Source organism: Rhodanobacter sp. FW106-PBR-R2A-1-15, from assembly GCF_058789735.1.
Genome location: NZ_JBYTEM010000003.1, coordinates 30,699 through 53,482 on the forward strand (window position 1 = coordinate 30,699; position 22,784 = coordinate 53,482).

The 22,784-nt window shown below is 68.4% G+C and carries 26 protein-coding genes; 7 read left to right on the plus strand and 19 right to left on the minus strand.

Features of this window, described 5'->3' with window-relative positions; translation table 11 throughout:
- Nucleotides 1–7: 7 nt before the first annotated feature.
- The 3 genes from AC3WTD_RS02495 to AC3WTD_RS02505 are packed head-to-tail and all read right to left on the minus strand — an operon-like array spanning nucleotide 8 to nucleotide 2,836.
- The gene (locus AC3WTD_RS02495) at nucleotides 8–208 is read right to left on the minus strand and encodes a DUF1656 domain-containing protein (RefSeq protein ID WP_027491824.1); all 201 of its coding nucleotides are present in this window, start codon (nucleotides 206–208) and stop codon (nucleotides 8–10) included.
- Entirely contained in the window at nucleotides 198–2,345 is a 2,148-nt protein-coding gene (locus AC3WTD_RS02500; protein ID WP_027491823.1) for an FUSC family protein, read from the minus strand. Before AC3WTD_RS02500 ends, AC3WTD_RS02495 begins: the two co-directional genes overlap by 11 nt.
- Nucleotides 2,342–2,836, minus strand: coding sequence for a MarR family winged helix-turn-helix transcriptional regulator (locus AC3WTD_RS02505; RefSeq protein WP_492612816.1), 495 nt, complete (start codon nucleotides 2,834–2,836; stop codon nucleotides 2,342–2,344). Before AC3WTD_RS02505 ends, AC3WTD_RS02500 begins: the two co-directional genes overlap by 4 nt.
- Nucleotides 2,837–2,967: 131 nt before the next feature.
- Here AC3WTD_RS02505 and AC3WTD_RS02510 point away from each other — a divergent pair, with 131 nt between their 5' ends.
- A complete protein-coding gene (locus AC3WTD_RS02510; protein ID WP_235642282.1) occupies nucleotides 2,968–3,684 on the plus strand; it encodes an AzlC family ABC transporter permease in 717 nt (238 codons plus the stop codon).
- Entirely contained in the window at nucleotides 3,684–3,995 is a 312-nt protein-coding gene (locus AC3WTD_RS02515) for an AzlD domain-containing protein (protein ID WP_027491820.1), read from the plus strand. The genes AC3WTD_RS02510 and AC3WTD_RS02515 overlap by 1 nt, the downstream gene beginning before the upstream one ends.
- An 18-nt stretch (nucleotides 3,996–4,013) precedes the next feature.
- Here AC3WTD_RS02515 and AC3WTD_RS02520 read toward each other — a convergent pair whose 3' ends face one another.
- From AC3WTD_RS02520 to AC3WTD_RS02545, 6 genes are all read right to left on the minus strand, one after another.
- Nucleotides 4,014–4,592: a hypothetical protein gene (locus AC3WTD_RS02520; RefSeq protein ID WP_027491819.1), complete on the minus strand. Its 579-nt coding sequence runs from the start codon at nucleotides 4,590–4,592 to the stop codon at nucleotides 4,014–4,016.
- Nucleotides 4,589–5,203 (minus strand): SCO family protein, encoded by a 615-nt coding sequence (locus AC3WTD_RS02525; protein WP_027491818.1) that lies wholly within the window; start codon nucleotides 5,201–5,203, stop codon nucleotides 4,589–4,591. The genes AC3WTD_RS02520 and AC3WTD_RS02525 overlap by 4 nt, the downstream gene beginning before the upstream one ends.
- Nucleotides 5,175–6,662: a cbb3-type cytochrome c oxidase subunit I gene (locus tag AC3WTD_RS02530; protein ID WP_492612817.1), complete on the minus strand. Its 1,488-nt coding sequence runs from the start codon at nucleotides 6,660–6,662 to the stop codon at nucleotides 5,175–5,177. Before AC3WTD_RS02530 ends, AC3WTD_RS02525 begins: the two co-directional genes overlap by 29 nt.
- The gene (locus AC3WTD_RS02535) at nucleotides 6,659–7,207 is read right to left on the minus strand and encodes a cupredoxin domain-containing protein (protein WP_051257501.1); all 549 of its coding nucleotides are present in this window, start codon (nucleotides 7,205–7,207) and stop codon (nucleotides 6,659–6,661) included. The genes AC3WTD_RS02530 and AC3WTD_RS02535 overlap by 4 nt, the downstream gene beginning before the upstream one ends.
- Nucleotides 7,208–7,751: 544 nt before the next feature.
- A complete protein-coding gene (locus tag AC3WTD_RS02540) occupies nucleotides 7,752–8,165 on the minus strand; it encodes an OsmC family protein (protein ID WP_027491815.1) in 414 nt (137 codons plus the stop codon).
- A gap of 23 nt (nucleotides 8,166–8,188) precedes the next feature.
- Entirely contained in the window at nucleotides 8,189–9,958 is a 1,770-nt protein-coding gene (locus AC3WTD_RS02545) for an acyl-CoA dehydrogenase family protein (RefSeq protein ID WP_492612818.1), read from the minus strand.
- Between the two features lie 200 nt (nucleotides 9,959–10,158).
- Between AC3WTD_RS02545 and AC3WTD_RS02550 the strand changes: the two genes are divergently transcribed.
- Nucleotides 10,159–10,425 (plus strand): DksA/TraR family C4-type zinc finger protein, encoded by a 267-nt coding sequence (locus tag AC3WTD_RS02550; RefSeq protein ID WP_027491813.1) that lies wholly within the window; start codon nucleotides 10,159–10,161, stop codon nucleotides 10,423–10,425.
- A 29-nt stretch (nucleotides 10,426–10,454) separates the two neighbouring features.
- Here AC3WTD_RS02550 and AC3WTD_RS02555 read toward each other — a convergent pair whose 3' ends face one another.
- The 3 genes from AC3WTD_RS02555 to AC3WTD_RS02565 all read right to left on the minus strand — a co-directional run bounded on the left by AC3WTD_RS02555 (nucleotide 10,455) and on the right by AC3WTD_RS02565 (nucleotide 11,709).
- Complete coding sequence (locus AC3WTD_RS02555) at nucleotides 10,455–10,808, minus strand: hypothetical protein (protein ID WP_492612819.1); 354 nt, start codon at nucleotides 10,806–10,808, stop codon at nucleotides 10,455–10,457.
- A gap of 26 nt (nucleotides 10,809–10,834) precedes the next feature.
- A complete protein-coding gene (locus AC3WTD_RS02560) occupies nucleotides 10,835–11,146 on the minus strand; it encodes a hypothetical protein (protein WP_492612820.1) in 312 nt (103 codons plus the stop codon).
- A 119-nt stretch (nucleotides 11,147–11,265) separates the two neighbouring features.
- Entirely contained in the window at nucleotides 11,266–11,709 is a 444-nt protein-coding gene (locus AC3WTD_RS02565) for a hypothetical protein (RefSeq protein ID WP_492612821.1), read from the minus strand.
- Between the two features lie 709 nt (nucleotides 11,710–12,418).
- Here AC3WTD_RS02565 and AC3WTD_RS02570 point away from each other — a divergent pair.
- Complete coding sequence (locus AC3WTD_RS02570; protein ID WP_492612822.1) at nucleotides 12,419–13,108, plus strand: 2'-5' RNA ligase family protein; 690 nt, start codon at nucleotides 12,419–12,421, stop codon at nucleotides 13,106–13,108.
- 22 nt (nucleotides 13,109–13,130) lie between these two features.
- On the opposite strand, the gene AC3WTD_RS02575 is transcribed toward AC3WTD_RS02570, so the two are convergent.
- Both AC3WTD_RS02575 and AC3WTD_RS02580 read right to left on the minus strand, forming a co-directional pair.
- A complete protein-coding gene (locus AC3WTD_RS02575) occupies nucleotides 13,131–14,096 on the minus strand; it encodes a DMT family transporter (protein ID WP_492612823.1) in 966 nt (321 codons plus the stop codon).
- Between the two features lie 46 nt (nucleotides 14,097–14,142).
- The gene (locus tag AC3WTD_RS02580; RefSeq protein WP_492612824.1) at nucleotides 14,143–14,694 is read right to left on the minus strand and encodes a protein tyrosine phosphatase family protein; all 552 of its coding nucleotides are present in this window, start codon (nucleotides 14,692–14,694) and stop codon (nucleotides 14,143–14,145) included.
- 175 nt (nucleotides 14,695–14,869) lie between these two features.
- Here AC3WTD_RS02580 and AC3WTD_RS02585 point away from each other — a divergent pair, with 175 nt between their 5' ends.
- Nucleotides 14,870–15,214, plus strand: a complete 345-nt coding sequence (locus tag AC3WTD_RS02585) for a zinc ribbon domain-containing protein YjdM (protein ID WP_027491807.1) — start codon at nucleotides 14,870–14,872, stop codon at nucleotides 15,212–15,214.
- Between the two features lie 267 nt (nucleotides 15,215–15,481).
- Here the strand turns inward: AC3WTD_RS02585 and AC3WTD_RS02590 are convergent, their stop codons facing one another.
- The 4 genes from AC3WTD_RS02590 to AC3WTD_RS02605 all read right to left on the minus strand — a co-directional run bounded on the left by AC3WTD_RS02590 (nucleotide 15,482) and on the right by AC3WTD_RS02605 (nucleotide 20,296).
- Nucleotides 15,482–16,990, minus strand: coding sequence for an ABC transporter permease/substrate-binding protein (locus AC3WTD_RS02590; protein ID WP_492612825.1), 1,509 nt, complete (start codon nucleotides 16,988–16,990; stop codon nucleotides 15,482–15,484).
- The gene (locus AC3WTD_RS02595) at nucleotides 16,987–17,754 is read right to left on the minus strand and encodes an ATP-binding cassette domain-containing protein (protein WP_235642276.1); all 768 of its coding nucleotides are present in this window, start codon (nucleotides 17,752–17,754) and stop codon (nucleotides 16,987–16,989) included. The genes AC3WTD_RS02590 and AC3WTD_RS02595 overlap by 4 nt, the downstream gene beginning before the upstream one ends.
- Nucleotides 17,755–18,049: 295 nt before the next feature.
- Nucleotides 18,050–18,589 (minus strand): lipocalin family protein, encoded by a 540-nt coding sequence (locus AC3WTD_RS02600; protein ID WP_492612826.1) that lies wholly within the window; start codon nucleotides 18,587–18,589, stop codon nucleotides 18,050–18,052.
- Nucleotides 18,590–18,655: 66 nt separating this feature from the next.
- Complete coding sequence (locus AC3WTD_RS02605; protein WP_492612827.1) at nucleotides 18,656–20,296, minus strand: Na+/H+ antiporter; 1,641 nt, start codon at nucleotides 20,294–20,296, stop codon at nucleotides 18,656–18,658.
- 130 nt (nucleotides 20,297–20,426) lie between these two features.
- On the opposite strand from AC3WTD_RS02605, the gene AC3WTD_RS02610 reads away from it, so the two are divergent.
- Nucleotides 20,427–21,353 carry an ABC transporter ATP-binding protein gene (locus AC3WTD_RS02610; protein ID WP_492612828.1) on the plus strand — a complete coding sequence of 309 codons (927 nt, stop codon included), beginning with the start codon at nucleotides 20,427–20,429 and terminating at the stop codon, nucleotides 21,351–21,353.
- Nucleotides 21,350–22,111: an ABC transporter permease gene (locus tag AC3WTD_RS02615; protein ID WP_492612829.1), complete on the plus strand. Its 762-nt coding sequence runs from the start codon at nucleotides 21,350–21,352 to the stop codon at nucleotides 22,109–22,111. The genes AC3WTD_RS02610 and AC3WTD_RS02615 overlap by 4 nt, the downstream gene beginning before the upstream one ends.
- A 19-nt stretch (nucleotides 22,112–22,130) precedes the next feature.
- On the opposite strand, the gene AC3WTD_RS02620 is transcribed toward AC3WTD_RS02615, so the two are convergent.
- Entirely contained in the window at nucleotides 22,131–22,628 is a 498-nt protein-coding gene (locus AC3WTD_RS02620; RefSeq protein WP_492612830.1) for a hypothetical protein, read from the minus strand.
- Between the last annotated feature and the right edge of the window lie 156 nt (nucleotides 22,629–22,784).

Here is a 22,784-nt window from a genome sequence, read left to right on the forward strand (position 1 = left end):
GGATACCTCAGGAAAACATGGCTAGCGTCGCCACGCTGCAGACGCCGGCAAACAGCGCGATGCGCAGCAGCGACGGATGTGTCGCATGACGGTAGAGGCCGATGCGGCCGAGCAGGTGGTCGAGCAGCCACAGCACGGGCAGCAGCAGGACGGCGAGCACCAGCACACCGGGAAAGTAGATGCCGCCGAGGGAGACTTCATACGGCATGGGCGGCTCCCGGCGAACGCTGCAGACGGTGCTGGCGGGCGACGCCGGCGGCCAGCATGGAATCGCCGTCCTCCAGTGCGCCCAGCAGCAGGTGCAGGTGTTCGCGCAGCGTCGGGTGAGTGAAGTCGATCTGCGCCAGGACATGGCGGATGCGGGCGAGCGCAGCGGCGCGGTCGGCCGGGTCCAGCCGTTCGTAGACGCGGGCCAGCGCGTCCAGCGCGGCGGCGAGGTCGGCGTGCAGCGCGGGCGGCGGCGCTTGTTCGGCCAGGTCGTGGCGCAGCTCGATCAGGGTGTGGCCGGTTTCATGCACCATCAGGGCCCAGCCCAGCAGTTCGTGCGAATGCCGACTGCCCGGCCGGGTCTGCGCCACGATCTGCTGGAACAGGTCGCGGGCGAGGCTTTCGAAACGCGGCAGCAGGCCCGGCAGCGGCGCGCTGGCGGCAAGCCGGACCAGCCCGCGCAGGCGGCGCAGCAACCGGCGACGACGCCCCTTGCTGCCGTGGCCCGAGGGAATCAGCTTGAAGATCGCCACCGCAAGGCAGGCGCCCACCGCGAAAGTCAGCCCGCTGTTGAGATACATCGGCGCATCGACGTGCGGCGCCTCGCCGATCGCCAGCGCGACCAGGATGCCCACGCTCATGGCGGTGCCGATGATGGCCAGCCTGGGCCGGGTGACCAGGTACAGCGACAGCATCAGCAGCGGCAGCGTGCCGAGCACCAGCAGCGGGTAGGTGGGCAGCAACGGCAGCACGCTGTAGGTGGGCAGCGCCACGATCGGCGCCAGCAGGTGGCCGGCTGCGATGCGCTTGGAGACGAACACCGGATCCGGCGCCGCCGAGGCCATCGAGATCAGCGCCACCAGACCAAACAGGACGATGCCGCCGCCGGTCCAGCCGCTGGAGAGCCACAACAGCGACAGCACCAGGGTCACTGCCGCCGAACGCAGCATCGCCAGCATCACGGCATGGCTGTCGTTGGTACGGGCGAAGTGCACGCGGCCACGCGCTCGCGGCAAGGGCTTGCCGGCGCGGCGGCCCAGGTCCAGGTGGGCCTTGATGCGCACGTAGTCGCGCAGTTCGTCGAGAAAGCGGCGGATCAGCGCGTAGCCGGTATCGAAGTCGTCGTGGCAGGGCGGCTCCAGCGCGGCGCGCTCGTGCGTCGCCTGCATGACGATCCGTCGACGGCAGGCGGCAAGCTCGTCGGCCAGCCGGTCCAGGTCGTCGCGCGTGGCACGCTGGTCCAGTGCATCGCCCAGTGGGCGTAGCAGGCGCATCAACGCCTGCACGGCGGCGGTCGAGCCCTTGCGCCGCAGGCGGTCGATCAGGTGATGCAGTAACTGGAAGCGCGAAGCCGAGACCATGAAGCGCTGGTTGAGCAGCTTCAGTACGCCGTTGCGGGTGCGCAGGGAAGGGTCGTCGAAGAACGCGGCGGTGCGCAGGTCCTCGAAGCCGAGTGCACCGCGCACCACGCGCATCTGCGTGCGCTCCATCGCCTCATGGTCGACCAGCGCGCCGCGGCTGCTGTCGCGGATGAAATCCAGGAAGCCGTCGAAGTTGCGGTCGGCGCTGCCGCGCAGGTCGCCGCGCAGGCGGACCGGGAACACCGCGTCGAACACCACGCTGGCCACCAGCAGGCCCAGCAGCACCTCGGAGGTGCGCGCGAACGCGCTGTCGAACACGTTGACCGGATGGTGCATGGCCGGCAGCACGATCATCGCTGCGGTATAGCCGGCCAGCACGAAGGCATAGGCGCGGAAGTGGCGGAACAGCACCGCACCGCCGGCGCACAGCCCGGCCCACAGCGAGATGAACAGCACCAGCGGCAACGGCTGCTGCGGGAACAGCGCCACCGCCAGGATGGCGCCAGTGCAGCCGAGCAGGGTGCCCAGACCGCGATAGAGACTCTTGGCCAGCACCATGCCCGACTGCCGGTTCATCACCACGATCACGGTGACCATCGCCACCGACGGTGAGCCCAGTTGCAGTCGCATCGCCAGCCAGCCGGTGAGGTAGATCGCCAGCAGGGTCTTGAGGACGAACAGCCACGCGGCCTTCTCGCCGGCCATGGCGTGGGCGATCTGCTGGCGCCAGGACGGCGCCGGCGTTGCCGGCAGTTCCGCGCTCGCGGCGTTGCTCATCCCTGCGACTCCACCCCGCACAGTACCTTCTTCAGCAGGTGTTCCAGCTGGCTGCGCTGGGCGTCGGTGATGCCGGCGAAGAAGCCCTGCAGCTGCAGGGTGACCGCCGGCACCACCTGCCGGATCAGCGCCTCGCCTTCGTCGGTGAGCTGCACCAGCAGCTTGCGGCGGTCCCCGTTGCTGGGCGAGCGGGTGAGCAGGCCCTTGGCCAGCAGCTGGTCGATCAGGCGGGTGGTGTTCGACGACTTCTCGCTGGTCGCTTCGCCGAGCTGCGACGGACTCAGCCCGCCCTTGCTGCCGTCGAGCATCATCAGCACGTTGTATTCCGGGTGGGTCAGGTCATGCGCGCGCAGCAGCAGGTTGGCGTGGTCGCTGAACAGCTTGTGCAGCAGCTTCACCATGCGTACCAGCATGGCCTGGTCGCGGGGGAAGCCGCGGTGCCTGCGCGTGCTGACCGCGAGCTTCTGTTCGATGGCCAAGAAGTCGCTCATATCTTCGTTGTGATTGTTTCCATAACTGTATATTACAGTAATGTACTAAAAAGAGAAAGAGGGCGGCGATCCCGCAGGACGGAGGGCCGATGGGATAAAATCCGCCGGTGAGCCCCGCGCTGTCCCCCGCCGTGAAGATTGGCCTCTCGATTGCCGTGGCGACCGGGTTGTACGGCGTGTCGTTCGGCGCGCTCGGCGTCGCTTCCGGGCTCGGCGTGTGGCAGACGGTGGCGCTGAGCGCGCTGATGTTCACCGGCGGTTCGCAGTTCGCCTTCATCGGCGTGCTGGCCGGCGGCGGCGCCGGTTCGGCAGCGTTCGGAGCGGCCACCTTGCTGGGCGTGCGCAACGCAGTCTACGGCATGCAGCTGAACCGCATGCTCAGGCCGCGCGGCTGGCGCCGGCTGCTTGCCGCCCAGCTCACCATCGATGAATCTGCCGCCACCGCCGCGGGCCAGCTCGATCCCGGCGAGCAGCGCCGCGGCTTCTGGAGCGCGGGGCTGGGTGTGTTCGTGCTGTGGAACCTGTTCACCCTGGCCGGCGCGCTGCTCGGTGACGCGCTGGGCGATCCCCGCCGCTGGGGCCTGGACGGCGCGGCGGTGGCCGCGTTCCTCGGCCTGCTGTGGCCGCGCCTGCGCGCCCGCGAGCCGGTGGCGCTGGCCGTGGTCTGCGCGCTGGTGACCGTGCTGGCGATGCCGCGGGTGCCGCCGGGCGTGCCGATCCTGCTCGCTGCACTGGTCGCGGCGCTGTGGGGCTGGTTCAGTCGCGGGCCGGCGGACGAGGGGCTGGAGCCGGACGTCGATCCGGTCGGTTTCGATGGTGCCGACACACCGCCGCAGGAGCACCGCTGATGGCGCTGTGGGGATGGCTGTTGCTGGCCAGTGCGGCGGCGTACGCGATCAAGCTGGCCGGTTACCTGGTGCCTGCGCGCTGGCTGGAGAACGAACACATGAGCCGGGTGGCCGGCACGCTGACGATCGGCCTGCTGGCTTCGCTGACCGCGATGAACACGTTCAGCGCCGGCCCGGTGTTGGCATTCGACGCCCGGCTCGGCGCCTTGCTCGCCGCCGCTGCCGCTCTGTGGCTGCGCGCGCCGTTCCTGCTGGTGGTGGTTGCGGGCGCGCTCGTGGCGGCGCTGCTCCGGCTGGCAGGTATTGGCTGACGTGGTGCCGGCGGCCCGTCAAGTCGAGTTGAAGCGCCCCCACAAAAGCTTGATGGTCACGCCGGCCAGCAGGAGGCTGCCGATCACCAGCATGGCTTCGCCCGAGTGCTGCTGGTCGTCGAGCAGGTAGTTGTTGCACAAACGTATCGGCGAGACCAGATACAGCCAGCCCAGCCGGAAAAACGTGGCGATCAGTTCGAGCAGGAACACGCCGCGTACCACGAAACCCATGCGCGGCCAGCCCAGCCCCAGCGGCAGGCCGATCAGCAGCGGTACGCTGGTGAATTTGGCGAACGCCATCCAGGCCTCGCTGGCGGCGGCATCCAGCGAGCGCGGTAGCATCCAGAACATGCCAGCCAGGCTGGCTAGCACCAGGCTGGTGATGCCGTGGTGGTTCCAGCGCGCGATGCTGGCGTCGAGCCGCGGCGGCAGCGCGGCCGGCAGCAGGTAGCCGACGCCGATCAGCAGCGGGATCTGCACCAGCATCTGCAGGGTCATGCTGCCCTCCAGCCACGCCCGCGCCGGCAGCAGCAGCAGGGCTACGAACAGCACGGCGGCGAAGGCCGGCGCCAGTCGCTGGCGTCCGGCGATGCTCATGGCAGCTTGCGCCGCATGACCTGCGCGACGGCCTGCGGATTGCCCCCGTCCAGGATCCGCACCAGCCGCCCCTGCGGGTCGACCACCTGGATCGCGGCGTTGTGCACGTAGCCGCCCATCCCGTCCGGCACCACGGTGACGCCGAAGGTGCGCAGCAGCTGCCGCAGGTCGTTCTTGCTCGTCGGCCGGGCGATGAGCCAGCCGTGGTCGCGGCCACGGAAGCGCTGCCGGTAGGCCGCCAGCTCGGCGGGCGTGTCGTGCGCCGGGTCGAAACTGATGCTGAGCAGCACCAGCCGGCCGTCGGCCAGCGGCGTGGCGAGCTGATCCTGCAGTTGCGCAAATTCGCCGCCCAGCGCCAGGCACCAGGTCAGGCAGCGGGTGTAGATGAAGTCGACCAGCACCCAGCGACCGCGCAGCTCGGCCAGCTTGACGTGCGCGCCTGACTGGGTTTCCAGCGTCACCGCCGGTACTGGCGGCGGGTCGTGCCGCACCGCGAGGCGGCGTGCGGTTTCGCTGGTGAATGCGTGGAAACCGTCGGTGGCAACCGTCAGCACGGCGCCACCGAGCACCAGCAGCAGGGCGCTAGCCAGCAGGGTGCGCAGCATCGGCATCGACCGGCGCCTTGAGCAGGCCGACGATGATGCGCGTGGCGAACACCAGCATGCCCAGGATCAGCACCATCGCGGCGATGGAACCGGCCCGGTCGTATGGCAACCATTCCGGCAGGTGCGTGGAGAAGCGCCGCGCCACGCTCATGTGGCCGGCGTACAGGAACACCATGCAGAAGCTGATGCCACCCACGACATACAGGAGCAGGCCGGCGCGGTCGGTTCCGCTGTTCACCGGCGCCCGCCGGCGGCTGCCGACCACGTGGTAAAGCAGGGTGAGGACCATCGGCAGCACGCCGAGCAGCAGGTAGAAGTGGAAATGCCCCGGCACCCATTGCGTGTTGTGCATCACCCGGTTGACGCCGATGGTGCCGTCGATGATCGCCGGCACGATGCCGGCGGCCCAGCCGAACAGCGCCAGCACGGCCAGCATCGAGGGCATCGTCCAGCGCAACCCGGAGCGATGGATGTTGGTCAGCACGCCGTAGGCGGTGACCAGGAACACTGGGAAACCGGCCGCATAGGAGATGATCTGGCCCATCACCAGCATCCAGCGCGGCTCCGCGTAATCCATCAGCAGGTGGTGCGGGAACACGATGATCACGAACACGGTGCTCGCCGCCCACGACCACAGGAACGGGCGCGAGACCCCGTAGGGTTTGCCGGTGTAGCGCGGCAGCAGTTCGTAGACCGCGATCACGCCCATGTAGATGGTGGCGTTGATGATCATGTGGCCGAACCAGTAGATCAGGTTCTTCGCCACCAGCGCGTTCAGCGCGATCTCGGGGTCGTAGACGTTGATCAGGCACATCACCAGCACCACCGCGCCGGCCAGGATGCCCAGCGAGTTGGCGATGATCACCATGGTGCTGGCGACCACGGCCTTGGGATGGGTCGGGTCGATCGCGCCGCCGAACAGCCATTGCAGGCCCAGCCCGCGACCCAGGTTGCCGTAGCGCCGGATGATCGCCGCGGCGGCGTCCAGGTAGAACAGCAGCATGCCCACGCCGATCAGCAGGTAGCCGACCATGAACACGGCGGCGGCGCCGTTGCTCCACAGGCCCATCGAGTGCACCGGCAGCGGGTACAGGAAGGTCCACGCGCTGGCGAAGTCGCCGACGAACACCGCCCAGATGATGCACAGCGCACCCAGCATGAACAGCACGTAGTTGCTCACGAACGCCCACAGGTGCAGCGACACGTACTTGCGCAGGAAGAACCACATCACCGCGATGCTGGCCAGGCTCATGGCGCCGACCATGCCGGCGCCGTGCATGGTCATGATCTTGTAGAACATCGCGGCCTGCACCGGTGTCCAGTCGGCCTGGGTCATGCGCATGGTCAGGCCCAGCAGCATCATCAGCACGAACAGCAGCAACGCGGTGATCATGTACAGGTTGAACGCCACGTGTTCGCCGCGCGGCAGTTTTTCGTCCTGCGGGTAGAGTTCGAGCGAGCTCATGACTTGTCCCCCCGGGCAGCGACGTCGAGTTCGGCGGTCATCCCGTTGTGCGCGACGCCGCAGTACTCGAGGCACATGATTTTGTAGGTGCCCGGCGTGCGGAAGGTGTACAGGATCTTGTTGGTGAAGCCGGGCATCGCCTGGGTCTGGATGACGATGCGCCCATCCGGGGCGTAGATCGCGAAGCCGTGGTTGACGTCGCCGGCGGTCACCCGGAACTCCACCGGCTCGCCTGCGGTCAGGTGGGTCTGGCTGACGTCCCAGGTCCATTGGTGGCCGACCACATCGACCACCTGCGCCGCCTGCAGCGGCGCATGCTGCGCCGGGATGGGAAAGGGTCGCAGGCTGGCCCAGGCGATCCCGATACCCAACAGCAAAAGCGCCGCGAACAAGACGCGGCGCAAGCTGATGGAAGTTCGATGTGCCCGCTCTGCCTCGGCGGTATCGGCTGGCCTGCCAGCCTGCGCGATCGCGTAGATGAAGCCCAGTGTCACCAGCCCCATGCCTGTCAGCGTGATCGCCCAAATCACGTTCTGGAAAATCATGGCCGTGCCTCCCCGAAAAGCACCACGTCGAAGCCATTTACCCTATCCGGGTGGCAGTGTCAAGGAAGGGTGGTGAGGAAAAGTTTGTTGCTGTTCTGCTGCTGTCCGGAATAAATCCACGCCCTGCGCCCAAGGCCACCATTCCCGCAATCTTCCCGACCGTCATCCCGGCGAAGGCCGGGATCGCACTTGATTCGGTGGCCTGAATGCGTAGGGCAGTGCGACAACTCGCTGTGCTCGCCCCTGCGGAGCCAGCCTTCGGCTGTTCAACGCTCACGTGGCTCGCTTTTGTCCCGCCTTCGCAGCAATGACGGCAAGGCGAGCGGAGATTTTGGGGCGAGGTTGCGGGTGATGACCGCCCAACACTGTGCCGCAGCTCTTCCGCCGCCCTGCGGCGAATTCATTCCGGACAGCAGTGCGGGGAAGCCAGGATGACGGCCGTGGTACCTGTCCCGGAACGGCCTTCCAGACGGCCGCGCTGCGACGCGCGTGACGCCGGCACGGCCACCTGTCGAGTCGAGGTCCCAGCCGCGGTAGCAGCGCGTTACGGGGAACCGCCGAGTCGCGAAGCGATGCGCACCTCGCCGGTCAGCACCTTGTGGATCGGACACTTGTTGGCGATCTGCAGCAGGCGCTCGCGCTGCTCGTCGTCCAGCTCGCCCTGCAGGGTGATCACGCGGGTGATGTCGTTGCCCGACTCGGGCGTGCCGTCGGGGTTGAACGCGAGCTCGACGTCGACGTGTTGCAGCGGCCACTGCTTGCGCGCCGCGTACATCTGCAGCGTGATCGCGGTGCAGGCGCCCAGCGCGGACAGCAGCAGCCGGTGCGGCGCCGGACCGGTGTTGGCGCCGCCTTCGTCGAGCGGTTCGTCGGCGTGCCAGGTGTTGCCCTGGTCGTCGGTGAAATCGACCGCGTACGGCGCATTGCCGGTGCTGGCGCGGACGGTGGGGATGCGCATGGCGGGTTCTCCTTCGTCGGGTTTCAGATCACGTCCCACATGTAGCCATCGTGCGCTAGCACCGCGCCGGCCAGCTGTTCGATCGCCTCGTCCTCGTTGCGTTCCAGCCCGCGTACGTTGCGCGCCATGCGCCGGCGCGCCTGGCGTGCGAATACCTCGGCGATGTTCACGGCTTCGTTGGCGGCGGGATGCGCCTGTTTCAGCAGACTGTCGGCGCGCGACAGCACGCACAGGCCTACGAACAGGTCGATCGCGATGTCGCCCAGGCGCTTCTGCGCGTGCTGCATGTCGGCCACCTTCTTGCCGTAGCGGCGCAGCAGCGCGTCGGAGGATCTGGACAACTCCACCGTGTACTTCTCGTAGGTGGCGGCCACCTTGCGCAGCCGCGGCGACAGCTCGTGCGCGATGCGGTCGATGCCGTAGCCGGTGGCCTCGCGCATGCGCCGGCCGGTGTAGCTGCCGAGCACGCCGAAGCCCTTGATCGGCTCGTTGAAGATGTCGCCCACCGCGGCCTTCAGCTCGCTGAGGCCCGCGCCCACGCCCTTCAGACCGGACAGCGCGATGTACAGCCGCAGGATCTCGTTGGTGCCCTCGAAGATCGACAGGATGCGCGTGTCGCGGGTGATCTGTTCGTACGGGAACTCGCGCATGAAGCCGTTGCCGGCGGCGATCTGCAGCGCCTCGTAGGACGCGCGCTGCACCGCTTCGCTGGCGAACACCTTGCTCATCGCCGCCTCGACCGAGTAGTCGCTGCCGCCGCCGTCGATCAGGTGCGCCACCATCCACACCGCGCTCTCGGCGGCGAAGCAGTCCACCGTCATCTGCGCGATCTTTTCGCGCACCAGGCCGAACTCGGCGATCGGCTGGCCGAACTGCTTGCGCTCCTTCGCCTGCGCGCTGGCCAGCCGGATCAGCGTGCGCATGCCGCCCACCGCGCCGCCACCCAGGCCGGTGCGGCCCGAGTTGAGGATGCTCATCGCCACCTTGAAGCCCTTGCCGACCGGGCCCAGCACGTTTTCTGCCGGCACGCGCACATCGGCGAACGCCACCGTGGTGGTGCTTGATGCGCGAATGCCCATCTTGTCCTCGTGCGGGCCGTGGCTCACGCCGGGCCACTTCGCCTCGACCAGGAAGGCGGTGATCTTGCCCTCGGGTGTGTCGGTGCGCGCGAACACGGTGTAGAAGTCGGCGATGCCGCCGTTGGTGATCCAGATTTTCTCGCCCGAAAGCGTCCAGCTGCCGTCGTCGTTGCGCACCGCCTTGGTGCGGATCGAGGCGGCGTCGGAGCCGGCGCCGGATTCGGTGAGGCAGAACGCGGCGATCATCTCGCCGCTGGCCAGCTTCGGCAGGTAGCGCTGCTTCTGCTCGTCGCTGCCGAACAGCAGCAGGCCCTTCATGCCGATCGAGCTGTGCGCGCCGATGGTCAGCGAGACCGAGCTGTCGTGGCTGCTGGTCTGGCCCAGCACGCGCGCGTAGGCGCCGTTGGACAGTTCCATGCCGCCGAACTGCTCGGGGATGATCAGGCCGAACAGGCCCATCTCGCGCAGCGCCTGGATGAACTCGGCCGGCTGCTCGGCGTCGCGGTCGTACTGCTTCAGCTCGGCGCCCTTGTCGGCGAGGAACTGGTCGATCGCGTCGGTCATCGCGCCCAGCATTTCCTTGTCGCGGGCGTTGATCTCGGGGTAGGGGAACAGGTTCTCTTCCAGGATGTTGCCCAGGAACAGCTGCTTGGCGACGCTGTCGTCGCTGCGCAAGGTGGCAGAAGCGGGGGTGGCGGGCGGCGACGAGCTCATGACGCGATCTCCATGAAAGGCGAAGCGCCATTCTGGCACTTTCGCCGCACCTACTCATGTTGCCAATCGACGCACCCGGCGCGTCGCGTGGCCATGCCGTCCGGCGGCGACGACGGGCCGCCGGTGCTTGAAACGTTTTCCGGCGCACCCAGATCACCGCTTGTGGTACGTCATATCGGCGGGTTTTCGGAGGTAGGGCCATGGCAACCGGTTGGGCGGGCGACGGCGCCGTGCAGGAGCAGATCGACGCCACGGTCGACGATGCGGTGCAGCGGGCGCGCCAGCAGTTGCGCAAGGGCCCGGGCCTCAAGCACTGCGAGGAGTGCGACGCGCCGATTCCCGCGGCACGGCGCCAGGCCGTGCCCGGCGTGCGCCTGTGCGTGGCCTGCCAGGAAGCGCAGGACGCGGAGCAGCGCAGCGCCAGCCTGTACAACCGCCGCGGCAGCAAGGACAGCCAGCTGCGCTGAAGCCCATGCTTGGAGTGCGACGGCGCTCCTCACTTGCCGATCGAAATGCGGCGCTCGCCTAGCGTCCTGCCGCTCGCACCCCATGCCCGCACCCTGTACTCGCCTGGCGGCAGATAAAGCGCGGCTCGCTCGTGCACGTCCAGTAAGGTGTATCGGTCGGCCGGGGTGGCATCGTCCGGTTCGTTTGCCAGCCGTGCCTCGATAACGCAGGGGCGGGTTCGCGCGCACAGGGCGGTGTCGATCAGCCATGCGTGGCGCCGCTGGTCGCTGCGCAGCCACTCGGGACGCGGGGTGTCGCTGGTGGGCGGGAGGATCACGCTGACGTCATTGCGCTGGGGGTAGGCGCTCCACGGCTTGCCGTTGACACGATTCAGCAGAACCATCGCCCTGGCCGGGTGCAATGCCGCAATCAGTTGCTGGTAAGGCGGCGACTGTCGCGGGGGGGATCGACTCCGCTGAATACGGTCTGGTTGATGGACAGGGGATCGAAACCGCTCAATCGCTTCAGTTCCATCGCCATCGGTCTGACATCCTCACCCAGCCCGCCGGGAGCCTTGTCGATGTGCGCATAACCGGCATGCACGAACAGGCGTGCCGCCGGGTCTGCCATGAAAACACGGCGATACAGATTATCGGCCTGGCTGTTTTCCCGGATCTGCGGCGTCATGTCGGATGACTCGTACGGCACGATCACGAAGCCGAGCCGGATCGCCTCGCGCACGATGTCGCCGTACAGCGGTTCGCGCAGGTATTCGCTGCCGCTCGTGGCCAGTGCGTAACCGCGGTGGGCCAGTTCGGTATCCCTTTTGTCGAGCGCCTCGGCAGCGAAGTGGGTGAAGCCTAGGCACGCAGGCGCGGCAGCAAGGCCAGCGTGAGCAGGCGGGTATGCGGGTCGTGATGGGCTTCGTTGACCATCACGATGCGGCGGTTCGCAGCGAGCCTGGTGATGGCATCCACCGCGTTGACGGCCTGCCATTGCGTCGGTGACGGCACGGCCCGGTCGGCGCGGCCCGCACTGGCGAACGGAAAGTCGCTGACGGCGGCCCGGTACAGGTCGAGATTGGCGTCGGCAAAGGCGAGGAACTGGCGCGCCTGCTTGCGGTCGTCGTCCGAAAGTTGCGGCATCAGCCGATGCAGGTACTGGTAGCGCGCCAGGTCGTTGGGCAGCGGCTTGAGTTCCTGGAAGAAATTGCGCGCCTGCGGTCGAGCTGCCTCCATGGCCGTCGCCATGGGCGCCGAGAACGCGGACAGGCAGAGCAGGGTGGCGACGAATCGTGGCGACATGGGCTGGATCACATATGCGGGTTCGCCGAATCTACACACGCGGGTCCCGTGCCGGAAGCCGTCCGGTCAGTTGTTCCGGATCATCCCGCAGAGCGGGATAGATGACCGCTGCCTCGGGATGCAGACGAGGATGGTACTTGTGCGTCCGATGGACAAACGGCAAGCTGGATCCCATTGACTGGCCGACTTGGTGTCGCGGGACAGTCGGCAACGGGTCACTGGCGTGTTAGAGCCGCATGATGCGCATTGCAACTGCCATAGTCCTTCTTTTAGTCGCTTCCTCTGCCTGGGCGCAGAAGTGCACCACTGCAGAGGCGCAGGCCGCTGAGAGCTCCGTTGATTCGCTTGCCTCATGGCAATCCATCTATGCATCCTATAGGCAGTATGGTCATTGCGACGATGGTTCCATTGCTGAGGGATTCACCGACAAGATCGTCCACCTGCTTGCTACTCGCTGGGATTCGCTCAGCCAAGCACAGCAGCTCATCGCCAGTGACCCCAAGTTCCGAGTCTTCGTGTTGCGCCACATCAATGGCTCCGCCTTGACTACTGAGCTGGATAGAGTCGCAACCTCAGCTCGGAACCAATGTCCTAGGTCGGCTGCGCTTCTCTGCAAGCAAATCGCAGGGGCTGCCAGTGAGCGGTAGCGGCTCTAAAACTTCATTCAAGCCGAAGCCGCTTCGCGGCTCGGCTTAATTCAGGCGATGGCATGGAGGCAGCGCTCATTTCCACTTCATTGAACCCGTTCGAACTCGCCGCCGGCATCAACTACTTTTTTGCGTTGCTGCCGGATGAGCAGACGCGTCGTGCGATCGCCGGCGTGGGCGAGCGTTTCCGCAAGTCGCACCGGGTCGAGGGAACGCCGGTCGGCATCGACGACCTGCACCTGACGCTGTGCCCGATGGGCAAGCCTGAGCGATTGCGCCGGCCGCTGGAAGAATCGCTGCTGGCCGCGGCCGGCGACGTGCGCGCCCAGGGGTTCACCGTGACGCTGGATGCAGCGATGCGCTTCAGCGCCAGGGACGGGCAGTTCCCGTTCGTGCTGTGCGCGGACGGGCTCACCACCGCCGCGGCGCTGGAGCTGCGCAAGGCGATTGCCGTGGCGCAGTCGCGTGTGGGCCTGCAGGTCAGTGGCGTGTCCAGCTTCCTGCCGCACGTGAGCCTGCTGCACGGCCATGCGGTCGACGCGGTCGAGGAATCGGTCGCGGCGATCCAGTGGCAGGTGTCCGAGTTCGTGCTGATCCGCAGCTTCTTCGGCCAGTCGAAGTACGAAGTGGTAGGCCGCTGGCCGCTGGCGGCAGGCGCCGCGCCCGAGCCACTCGACCTGCTGGCGGAGCTGGCCAGCGTGGTGGACCTGCCGGATCTTGCGGAGCTGACTGACTGGTCCGACGTGGAGTGATTGGCGCCGGACGCGGCTCGCGTCAGATCGGCGGCTCGGCGTTCGCGGCGCGCACCTCGCGGCGCCGCTGGCGCGCCAGGCTGTGTTCGCGGTGGGCGATGTACAGGCTGGCACCGATGATGATGGCCGCGCCTGCCGCGGTGTAGCGATCCACCTGTTCGTCGAAGATCCACCACGCCAGCACGGCCACGATCAGCAGCTGCAGGTAGCTGAACGGCGCCAGCAGCGAGGCGTCGGCCAGCCGCAGCGCGCGCGTCCAGCACCAGTGGCCGCTGGTGCCCAGCGCGCCGGACAACACCAGCCACGGCCAGATGGCGGCATGCGGCCATTGCCATACGGCCAGCGCGGCGGGCAGCGACAGCGGCACCCACAGCAGCGTGGTCAGCAGCACGATGCGGTCGGCCGGCTCGCTGCCGGTCAGCGACTTGATGCTGATCGTCACCGCGCCGGTCAACGCCGCCGCGAGCAGGGCCACCAGGCTGCCGGCGGCGAACGCCGCGCTGCCGGGCCGCACGATCACCAGCACGCCGATGAAGCCCGCCACCACCGCGCTCCAGCGGCGCCGGCGCACGACTTCGCCGAGAAAGATCACCGCGCCGATGGTGACGAACAAGGGCGAGGAGTACGACAGCGCCACCGCCTCGGCCAGCGGCAGGTTCACGATCGCCCAGAAGCCGGCCAGCATGCCGCCCATGCCGAGCACGCAGCGCATCACGTAGAAACCGAAGCGCGGCGTACGCAGCAGCGCCCAGCCGTGCCCATGCAGCAGCGGCAGGGCGAACAAGGCACCGAACGCGCTGCGGAAGAAGGTGATCTGGAACGGGTGCAGCTGGGCCGAGGCGAAGCGGATGGTCACCGCCATCAGCGCGAAGAAGCCGGCGCTGCCCAGCATCAGCAGCACCGCGCGCAGCGGCAGCGGGGTGGGAACGGGCGGCGATGCGGGGATCGGGTCCAGGGCCGTGGCGGGGCAGTTCGAGGTGGCGCGCATGGTACCCCACTTGCGCGCCGGCTTTGGCGCCGCCGGGCGCGGCGCTTCAGTGTGCGGGCGGCGCCGCGGCCTTCGTGTCATCGCCCGACCACGCCTGCAGCCGCTCGCGCACGGCCGGCTCCAGACCCTTCAAGCCCCAGCGGTGGCCTTCCGCCACTGCGGCGTCGGTCGACTGGCCGCCGAGCAGCGCGGCGCGCAGGGCGATCATCGCGCCGACCCGGTTGCCGCTGGCGCAATGCACCAGGGTCGGCTGCTCGCCGGCCTCACGCAGCAGGCGGTCGAACTGCATCACCTGGTCGCGGGTGAGATCGTCGGCGCCGCGGATCGGCAGGTTGTGATAGCCGATGCCGGCCGCCTGCACGGCGGCCGCTTCGCCGAAGTCGGGCGTCTCGCTGTCCAGGCTGAGGTCGATCACCTGGCGGATGCCGGCGCGCTTCAGCGCAGGGATGTCGCTGGCCTGCAGGCGCCCGGAGGCCACGCGGTTCGGCGCGGGGAACGCAACATGAGGAAGCCCGGCCAAGGCGGCTTCTTCCGGCGCGGCGGCGGCGACGGAAGCGGACAGGGCAAGTGCCAGCAACAGCAGCAGTAGGCGGTACATCGGCGTATGTCTCGGGGAAGGGGGAGACGGTCAGGATAGTCGAGTCGGGGCTCGAGTGGTCGAGGATGCGGCGATGATCACGGGTGCTGCCGTCCGGGCCACCTGGCCGGGGCAAGCCATGCTCCGCTGGCCAGTATAATCGCCGGCCCATTGATTGGACGACCAGGATCGACCGATGTCCGACATCCCCGCCTGCCCGCTGTGCGCGATGGAAAACACCTATCCGGACGGCGACAACTACGTCTGCGCCGACTGCGGCCACGAGTGGCCGATCGCGGCGGCAACCCAGGCAGGCGACGCCGCGCTGGTGGTGCGCGACGTCAACGGCAACGTGCTTGCCAGTGGCGACACGGTGACGGTGATCAAGGACCTGAAGGTGAAGGGGTCGTCGATCCCGCTGAAGCAGGGCACGGTGATCCGCAACATCCGCCTGGTCGACGGCGACGACGAGCACATCGAAGGCAGCTCGGACAAGATCAAGGGGCTGGTGCTGAAGGCGTGTTTCCTGAAGAAGGCTTGAGAGCCTGTTCATGATCTCCAAGTGCCCCGCGTTGTCATCGAGCGACTGCCTCGCAGCCGCTCGATGACAACCCTTCGGGCCGGGTCTGTTTGTCCGCATGCCGGCGTCATCACTCGGTCGTGGACGGACGTCCACTCCTCAGCTCCTCAAAGCCGAGTCCATCCATGGACTCTCCCCGCGTGCCCACGTTCTTCCTTGGCCTGCGGACAAACAGCTCCCGGCGCGGGGTACTTGGAGATCATGAACAGGCTCTGAGCGCGCGCGGGCCTACTGGCGTGCTTCGAGCCGCAGCCCGCGCGGGGTCAGCCGGCGCTCGACCAGCTCGAACAGGCCCTGCACCAGCAGCGCCAGCACGGCGGCCGGGATCGCGCCCTGCAGGATCAGGCCCACGTCGTCCAGCCGGATGCCGGTGAGGATCGGCTGGCCGTAGCCGCCGGCGCCGATCAGCGCTGCCAGCGTGGCGGTGCCCACGTTGATCACCGCCGCGGTCTTGATCCCGGCCAGGATCGAGCGCATCGCCAGCGGCAACTCGACCCAGCGCAGGCGCACGCCGGGCGGCAGGCCCAGCGCGGCGGCGGACTCGCGCAGTTCCGGGGCGATGCCGACCAGGCCGGCGTGTGTGTTGCGCACGATCGGCAGCAGGCTGTACAGGAACAGCGCGGCGATCGCCGGCCAGGTGCCGATGCCGAGCAGCGGGATCATGAACACGAACATCGCCAGCGACGGCACCGTCTGCAGGATGCCGGTCAAGCCGATCAGCCACTGGCCGAGACGCCGCCGCCGGGCCGCCAGGATGCCCAGCGGGATCGCCAGCAGCATGGCCAGCCCGAGCGAGATCGCCACCAGCCTGAGGTGCTCGACGCTGCGCTGGAGCAGTTGCGTCCACCGGCCGCCCTCGTGGTCGTGCGCATGGATGCCGAGGAAACTGGCAGCCACCACGTTTTCCTTCACGCCGCGCAGCTTCACCCGCGCGTTCATCGCGCGCATCGCGTCCTCGTCGATGCTGCCGGCGAATTTGCGCAGCACGCCGACGAAGGCGGGGGCGCTCTGCTCCAGCGCCAGGCGGTACAGGTAGACCGCGTCGTAGCGCGGGAAGTAATGGCGGTCGTCGCGCAGCGTGCGCAGGTGGTAGTAGGGGATTTCCGCGTCGGTGCTGTACAGGTCGATCGCGTCGACCGCGCCGCTGGCCACCGCGCGGTACGACAGCGCGTGGTCGAGACCGCTCACCTTCGCCTGCGGCAGGCCGTAGCGTTGGCGCAGGCCGGGCCAGCCGTCGCCGCGGTCCATGAACTCGTTGGAAAAGCCGAAGCGCAGGCCGGGGTGCTGCAGCAGGTCGGAAATGTCCCGGATGCCCAGCCGCGCGGCGACATCGTCGCGCATGCCGAGCGCATAGCTGTCGCTGAAGCCGAGCGAGTCGGTGATGCCGATGCCCAGGGGTTTCAGCCGCGCGCGCAGGCTGGCGATGTCCGCGTTTGCCGGCATGCCCTTCAGCAGTTCCTGGGTGAGCGTGCCGGTGTATTCGGGATAGGCGTCGATCTCGCCGTCGAGCAGGGCGCGCCACAGGATGCGGGTGCCGCCCAGCTCGCGCCGGTGCACCGCGTCGACGCCGGCTTCGCGTGCGCCGGCCAGCGCCAGTTCGCCGAGGATCACCGACTCGGTGAACTGCTTGGAGCCGATGCGTACCGGCGCGGCCTGCGCCGGCGCGGGCTGCAGACATGGGCCCAGCAGCAGGCAGGCCGCCAGCAGCATCGGCGCGCTCAGCAGGCGGTGCATCACGGAGCCTCCGGCAAGCGTCGCTGCGCGGCGACGAAGCGGCTGACGAACGCGTCGGCGGGGCACTCGCGCAGGTCGCGGAAAGCTCCGTCCTGCAGCACAGCGCCCTGGCGCAGCAGCACCAGCCGCTCGGCGAACCAGGCCGCTTCGGCGAGGTCGTGGGTGACCACGATCACCGTCTTGCCGAGCTGGTTGAAGATCTGCTTCAGCTCGTCCTGCAGCTCGTGCCGCACCACCGGGTCGAGCGCGCCCAGCGGCTCGTCCAGCAGCAGCGCGTCGGGGTCGGCCATCAGCGCGCGCATCAGCGCCACGCGCTGGCGCTGACCGCCGGACAGTTCGGCCGGATAGCGCTCCAGCACGTTCGCCGGCAGGTGGGTCAGCGCGGCGAGTTGTTCCGCGCGCTGGCGGATCCGCTCGCGATCCCACCCGAGGTAGCGCGGCAACAGGGCCAGGTTGCCCAGCGCGGTGAGGTGCGGAAACAGGCCGCCGTCCTGGATCACGTAGCCGACCCGCCGGCGCAGCGGCAGCACGTCGGCGCGCTGCAGGGGCTGGCCGTCGATCTCGACGTGGCCGTGGTCCGGCCACTCCAGCCCGAGCAGCAGGCGCAGCACGGTGGACTTGCCCGAGCCGCTGCTGCCGATCAGCGCGGTGGTGGTGCCGGCAGCGAACGCCAGGGTGACCTGTTCGAGCGCCTGCAGCCTGCCGTAGCGCTTGCCCGCCTGCACCAGTGCGAAGGCGATGCCGCCGGCGGACTCAGCCGTGGACATGGCGCGTCATGGCAGCTCGACCTTCGGTTCGGTGGCGGGGAAACGGCGCGGGCGGGCGATGCCGCCGCGGCCGCGGTGCGCGCGTGAGCCTATCAGCAGGGCGGATCCGGCTGCTACCGGCGAGCGCCGTGCTGGCTGGGCCGGGCCGCGGCGTCGACGCCACGGATCGTTGTGGCGTGCCGCTCATCCGCGCGTGGTCGCCGCCTTGCCGCTCGGCGTCGTACATCGCGCCGTCGGCGCGCCGCCGCAGCTGCCTGGCGTCCTCGCCGTGGTCGGGATGGAGCGCGCCGGGTGCTCAATCCAGCGGCGCGGTCATGATCAGCCGGCCGACCGCGTAACCGCGCTGGCGCGAGTGTTCCTTGAGCTGCAGGAACAGCGCCTGGTCCATCGCGGGGCGGCGCGAGAGTATCCACAGGTGCTTGCGCCCGGGGCTGCCGATCACCGCCCACTGGTAGTCGGCGTCCACCTCGATCACCCAGTAGTCGGCCCAGGCCATCGGCAGCCAGGTCAGCCAGGCCGGCGCGAAGCGCACCTCCAGCGCCGCGGGCTGGTTGTCCTTGATCCGCGCTACGCCCTCCACGGACATCGGGCCCTTGCCGGTGCGGCAGGTGTTGTGGATGTGCACGGTGCCATCGGGGTTCGGTGTGTAGGTGGCGATCACGGCACCCAGGCAGTTGCGCTCGAAGTACATCGGCAGGCGCGCGACCTCGTGCCACTGGCCGGCGTAGCGGTGCAGGTCCAGTGACGGCACCGGCTGGTTCGGCAAGCTGGCAGCGGCAACCGGCCAGGTGCAGGCCAGGGTTGCCGCGATCAGCAATCGGCAAAACACATGCATGGCCTGGTTCCGTGGAGCGTGCGTGGTGCGGGAGGGGCCAAGGATGGTTGAAGCATGGCAGGCGGTCTAGCGGTAGCGCGCTTCCTGCAGGTCGATCTCGCGCACCAGCCGGCGCGAGACCTCGTCGGAGATACGGCGGTGGCGCGCCAGTTCGAAGACCGCCTCGCGCTGGCCCTGCAGCGCGGCCAGGCGCAGCTCGCGTTCGGCCGTGTCGGCCTTGCGCAGCTGCCGCGCCTCGTCTTCGCTGGAGGCGTCCTCGTCCAGCCAGTGCTGGTACAGGGCGATCACCCGCGTGGCGGCGTTGGTGTAGGTATCGACGTCGCTGGCCGGCGCCTTTTCCAGCAGTTCATGCTGGGCTTTCTCGACGGCGGCGATCGCCGCCTTGGCGGCGCTCCGGCGGGCCAGGTTCTCCTCCCGCTGCACCGCCGGCTCCGGCGGCAGCTGCAGGCCTTTCAGCAGCGGCGGCAGGCCGATGCTGGCAACCAGCAGCGAGAGCAGGATCACCGCGGTGGCGAGGAAGATCGTCAGCTCGCGCGCGGGAAAGGGCGTGCCGTCGGGCAGCAGCAACGGCAGCGTCATCACGCCGGCCAGGGTGATCGCGCCGCGAACGCCGGCCAGCGAGGTCGCCAACAGTAGGCGCCAGTGCGGCCGGCTCACCGGGGTGCCGTGATGGTGCGCCTTGAGCACGTTCAGCCGCAGCGAGATCCAGACCCAGGCGAGGCGCAGCAGCGCCAGGCCGATATTGATCGCCAGCGCGTACACCAGCAGCCACCAGGGGTTGCGATGGCCGCTTTGCGCCACCGATTCCATCGCGCCCTGCAGACTGGCGGGCAGCTGTTCACCCAGCAGCACGAACATGATGCCGTTCAGGGCGAACTGCACGGTGTTCCACACCGCCGTGCGCTGCACGCGCGTGGTCGCCAGCAGGCGGCCGCTGAGCTCGACATAGCTCATGGTGATGCCGGCCGCCACCGCGGCGAGAATGCCCGAGGCATGCACCTGTTCGGCCAGCAGATAGGCGCCGAACGGGATCAGCAGGCTGATCAGGATCGGCGAGCCGGCCTCCTGGCCGAAGTGCCGCGACAGCCAGCGTTGCGCGAAGCTCACCGCCACGGTGAACGCCACGCCGACGCCGAACCCGGCCAGCGCCACCCACAGGAAGGTCAGCGACGCGGATAGCAGCGAGAAGCTGCCGGTCATCGCCGCCGCCACCGCGAAGCGGAAGCAGACCAGGCCGGATGCGTCGTTGAGCAGCGACTCGCCTTCGAGGATGTGCATCAGCCGCTTCGGGATCGGCACCCGCGCAGTGATCGACGACACCGCCACCGGGTCGGTCGGCGACACGATCGCCGCCAGCGCGAACGCCACCGCCAGTGGCATCGCCGGGATCAGCCAGTGGATCAGGAAACCGACGCCGACCACGGTGAACACCACCAACCCCAGCGCCAGCGCCAGGATCGCGCCGCGGTCGCGCATCAGCCCGTCCTTGGGGATGCGCCAGCCGTCGAGGAACAGCAGCGGCGGCAGGAACAGCAGGAAGAAGATGGCCGGGTCGAGCGCCACGCCATGCTTGAACACGCCGGTGATCACCGCGCCCAGCCCGATCTGCACCAGCGGCAGCGGCAGCGAGAACGGCAGCATGCGTACCAGGTAGCCGCTGCCGACCACCGCCAGCAGCATGGCCAAGGCTACTTCGATCGAGTTCATGGGATGTCCGGGTGCGTTTGCGACCTTAGCAACACGGCGGCCGCCGCGTCGAGCGACGGCGACGACATGCCGGGAGCGACATGGCATACCATCGACGCTCCCGCGACCGATCCGTTCCCCAGGAGATCGCATGCCGCCGATCATCATCGTTCGCCAGCTCGGCAAGACCTACGCCTCCGGCTTCCAGGCGCTGAAGCGGATCGACCTGGAGATCCGTCGCGGCGAAATCTTCGCCCTGCTCGGCCCCAACGGCGCCGGCAAGACCACCCTGATCAGCATCATCTGCGGCATCGTCAAGCCCAGCGAGGGCAGCGTGCTGGCCGACGGCCACGACGTGGTGCGCGACTATCGCGCGGCGCGCGCGAAGATCGGCCTGGTGCCGCAGGAGCTGACCACCGACGCGTTCGAGACGGTGTGGAACACGGTCGGCTTCAGCCGCGGCCTGTTCGGCAGGAGCGCCAACCCGGCGCACATCGAGAAGGTGCTGAAGGACCTCTCGCTGTGGGACAAGCGCAACAACAAGCTGATCACCCTGTCCGGCGGCATGAAGCGGCGCGTGATGATCGCCAAGGCGCTGTCGCACGAGCCGCAGATCCTGTTCCTCGACGAGCCCACCGCAGGCGTCGACGTGGAATTGCGTCGCGACATGTGGGCGATGGTGCGCGCGCTGCGCGCCTCCGGCGTCACCATCATCCTGACCACCCACTACATCGAGGAGGCCGAGGAAATGGCCGACCGCATCGGGGTGATCCACAAGGGCGAGCTGATCCTGGTCGAGGACAAGGCCGAGCTGATGGAGAAGCTCGGCCGCAAGCAGCTGACCCTGCACCTGCAGAATCCGCTGGAAGCCATCCCCGCGGCGCTGGCCGGCTACCCGCTGCAGCTGTCGGCCGACTGCCGGCAACTGGTCTATACGTTCGACGCGCAGGGCGAGCACACCGGCATCGACGTGCTGCTGCGCCGGCTCGGCGAGGCGGGCATCGACTTCAAGGACCTGCAGACCCGGCAGAGTTCGCTGGAGGACATCTTCGTCGGCCTGCTGAGGGAACGCGCATGAATCTTTACGCGATCCGCGCGATCTACCGCTTCGAGATGGCGCGCACCGGGCGCACCCTGCTGCAGAGCATCGTCTCGCCGGTGATCTCCACTTCGCTGTACTTCGTGGTGTTCGGCGCGGCGATCGGCTCGCACATGAACGGCATCGACGGGGTCAGCTACGGCGCCTTCATCGTGCCGGGACTGATCATGCTGTCGCTGCTCACGCAGAGCATCTCCAATGCCTCGTTCGGCATCTACTTCCCGAAGTTCGTGGGCACCATCTACGAGATCCTGTCGGCGCCGGTGTCGCCGTTCGAGATCGTCGCCGGCTACGTCGGCGCGGCGGCGAGCAAGTCGATCATCCTCGGCCTGATCATCCTGGCCACCGCGCGGCTGTTCGTTCCGTTCGGCATCGAACATCCGCTGTGGATGCTGGCGTTCCTGCTGCTCACTGCGGTCACCTTCAGCCTGTTCGGCTTCATCATCGGCATCTGGGCGGACAACTTCGAGAAGCTGCAGCTGGTGCCGCTGCTGGTGGTGACGCCGCTGACCTTCCTTGGCGGCAGCTTCTACTCGATCCACATGCTGCCGCCGTTCTGGCAGAAGGTCACCCTGTTCAATCCGGTGGTGTACCTGATCAGCGGCTTCCGCTGGAGCTTCTACGGCGTGTCCGACGTCGGCATGGGCGTCAGCGTGGGGATGACCGCAGTGTTCCTCGCGGTCTGCCTGGCCGTGGTGTGGTGGATCTTCCGCAGCGGCTACCGCCTGAAGGCCTGAGCCGGGGATGCCGGCGTATTCAGGTCAGCGCGGTACGCGCATGGAATGGCAGCTCCCGGGCGCCGGTGTGCAGCACCGCCGGTTCGGCCGCGTCGAGCTGCTCGCGGCGGGCGTCGATTACCACCAGAATGCGTCCGGCGGCGATCTCGTCGCTGAACTTGCGGCTCACCGTATCGGGCACCTCGAAGCCGACGATCTCGCCGATGCAGGTGCCGAAAGCGGCGCCGGCGATGGTCATCGCCGCGGCGGCGCCCAGTGTCACGCCCAGCGGCGGCACGGCGGCCGCGGCCAGCCCCAGCAGCAGGCCGGTGCCCCCGCCGCAGACGCCGCCACGCACGGCGGCGGGGTAGAAGTCGTTGCGTCCCTGCATCAGGTGGTCGGGGATCTTCTCCAGTTCGATGTCCTCGCGGGCGACCAGCGAAATGTCGCGGTCGTCGACACCGGCTTCGCGCGCGGCCGCCATCGCGGCACGCGCGGCCGGCAGATCGTTGGTACTGAATACGCAGCGGGTTTTCATCGGGGCAGGCCTCCGCTTCCGGCATGGGCGCTGCCGCATGGGCGGGCCGGTCGACCCCGCGGGGCCACGCGGCAAGACGGGCTTGCACGCTTGGCTCTTAGTCCCCGGGGCGTTGTGGGCACGTGACCCGGTTGTTATGGCCGGGGAAGGCGCGGC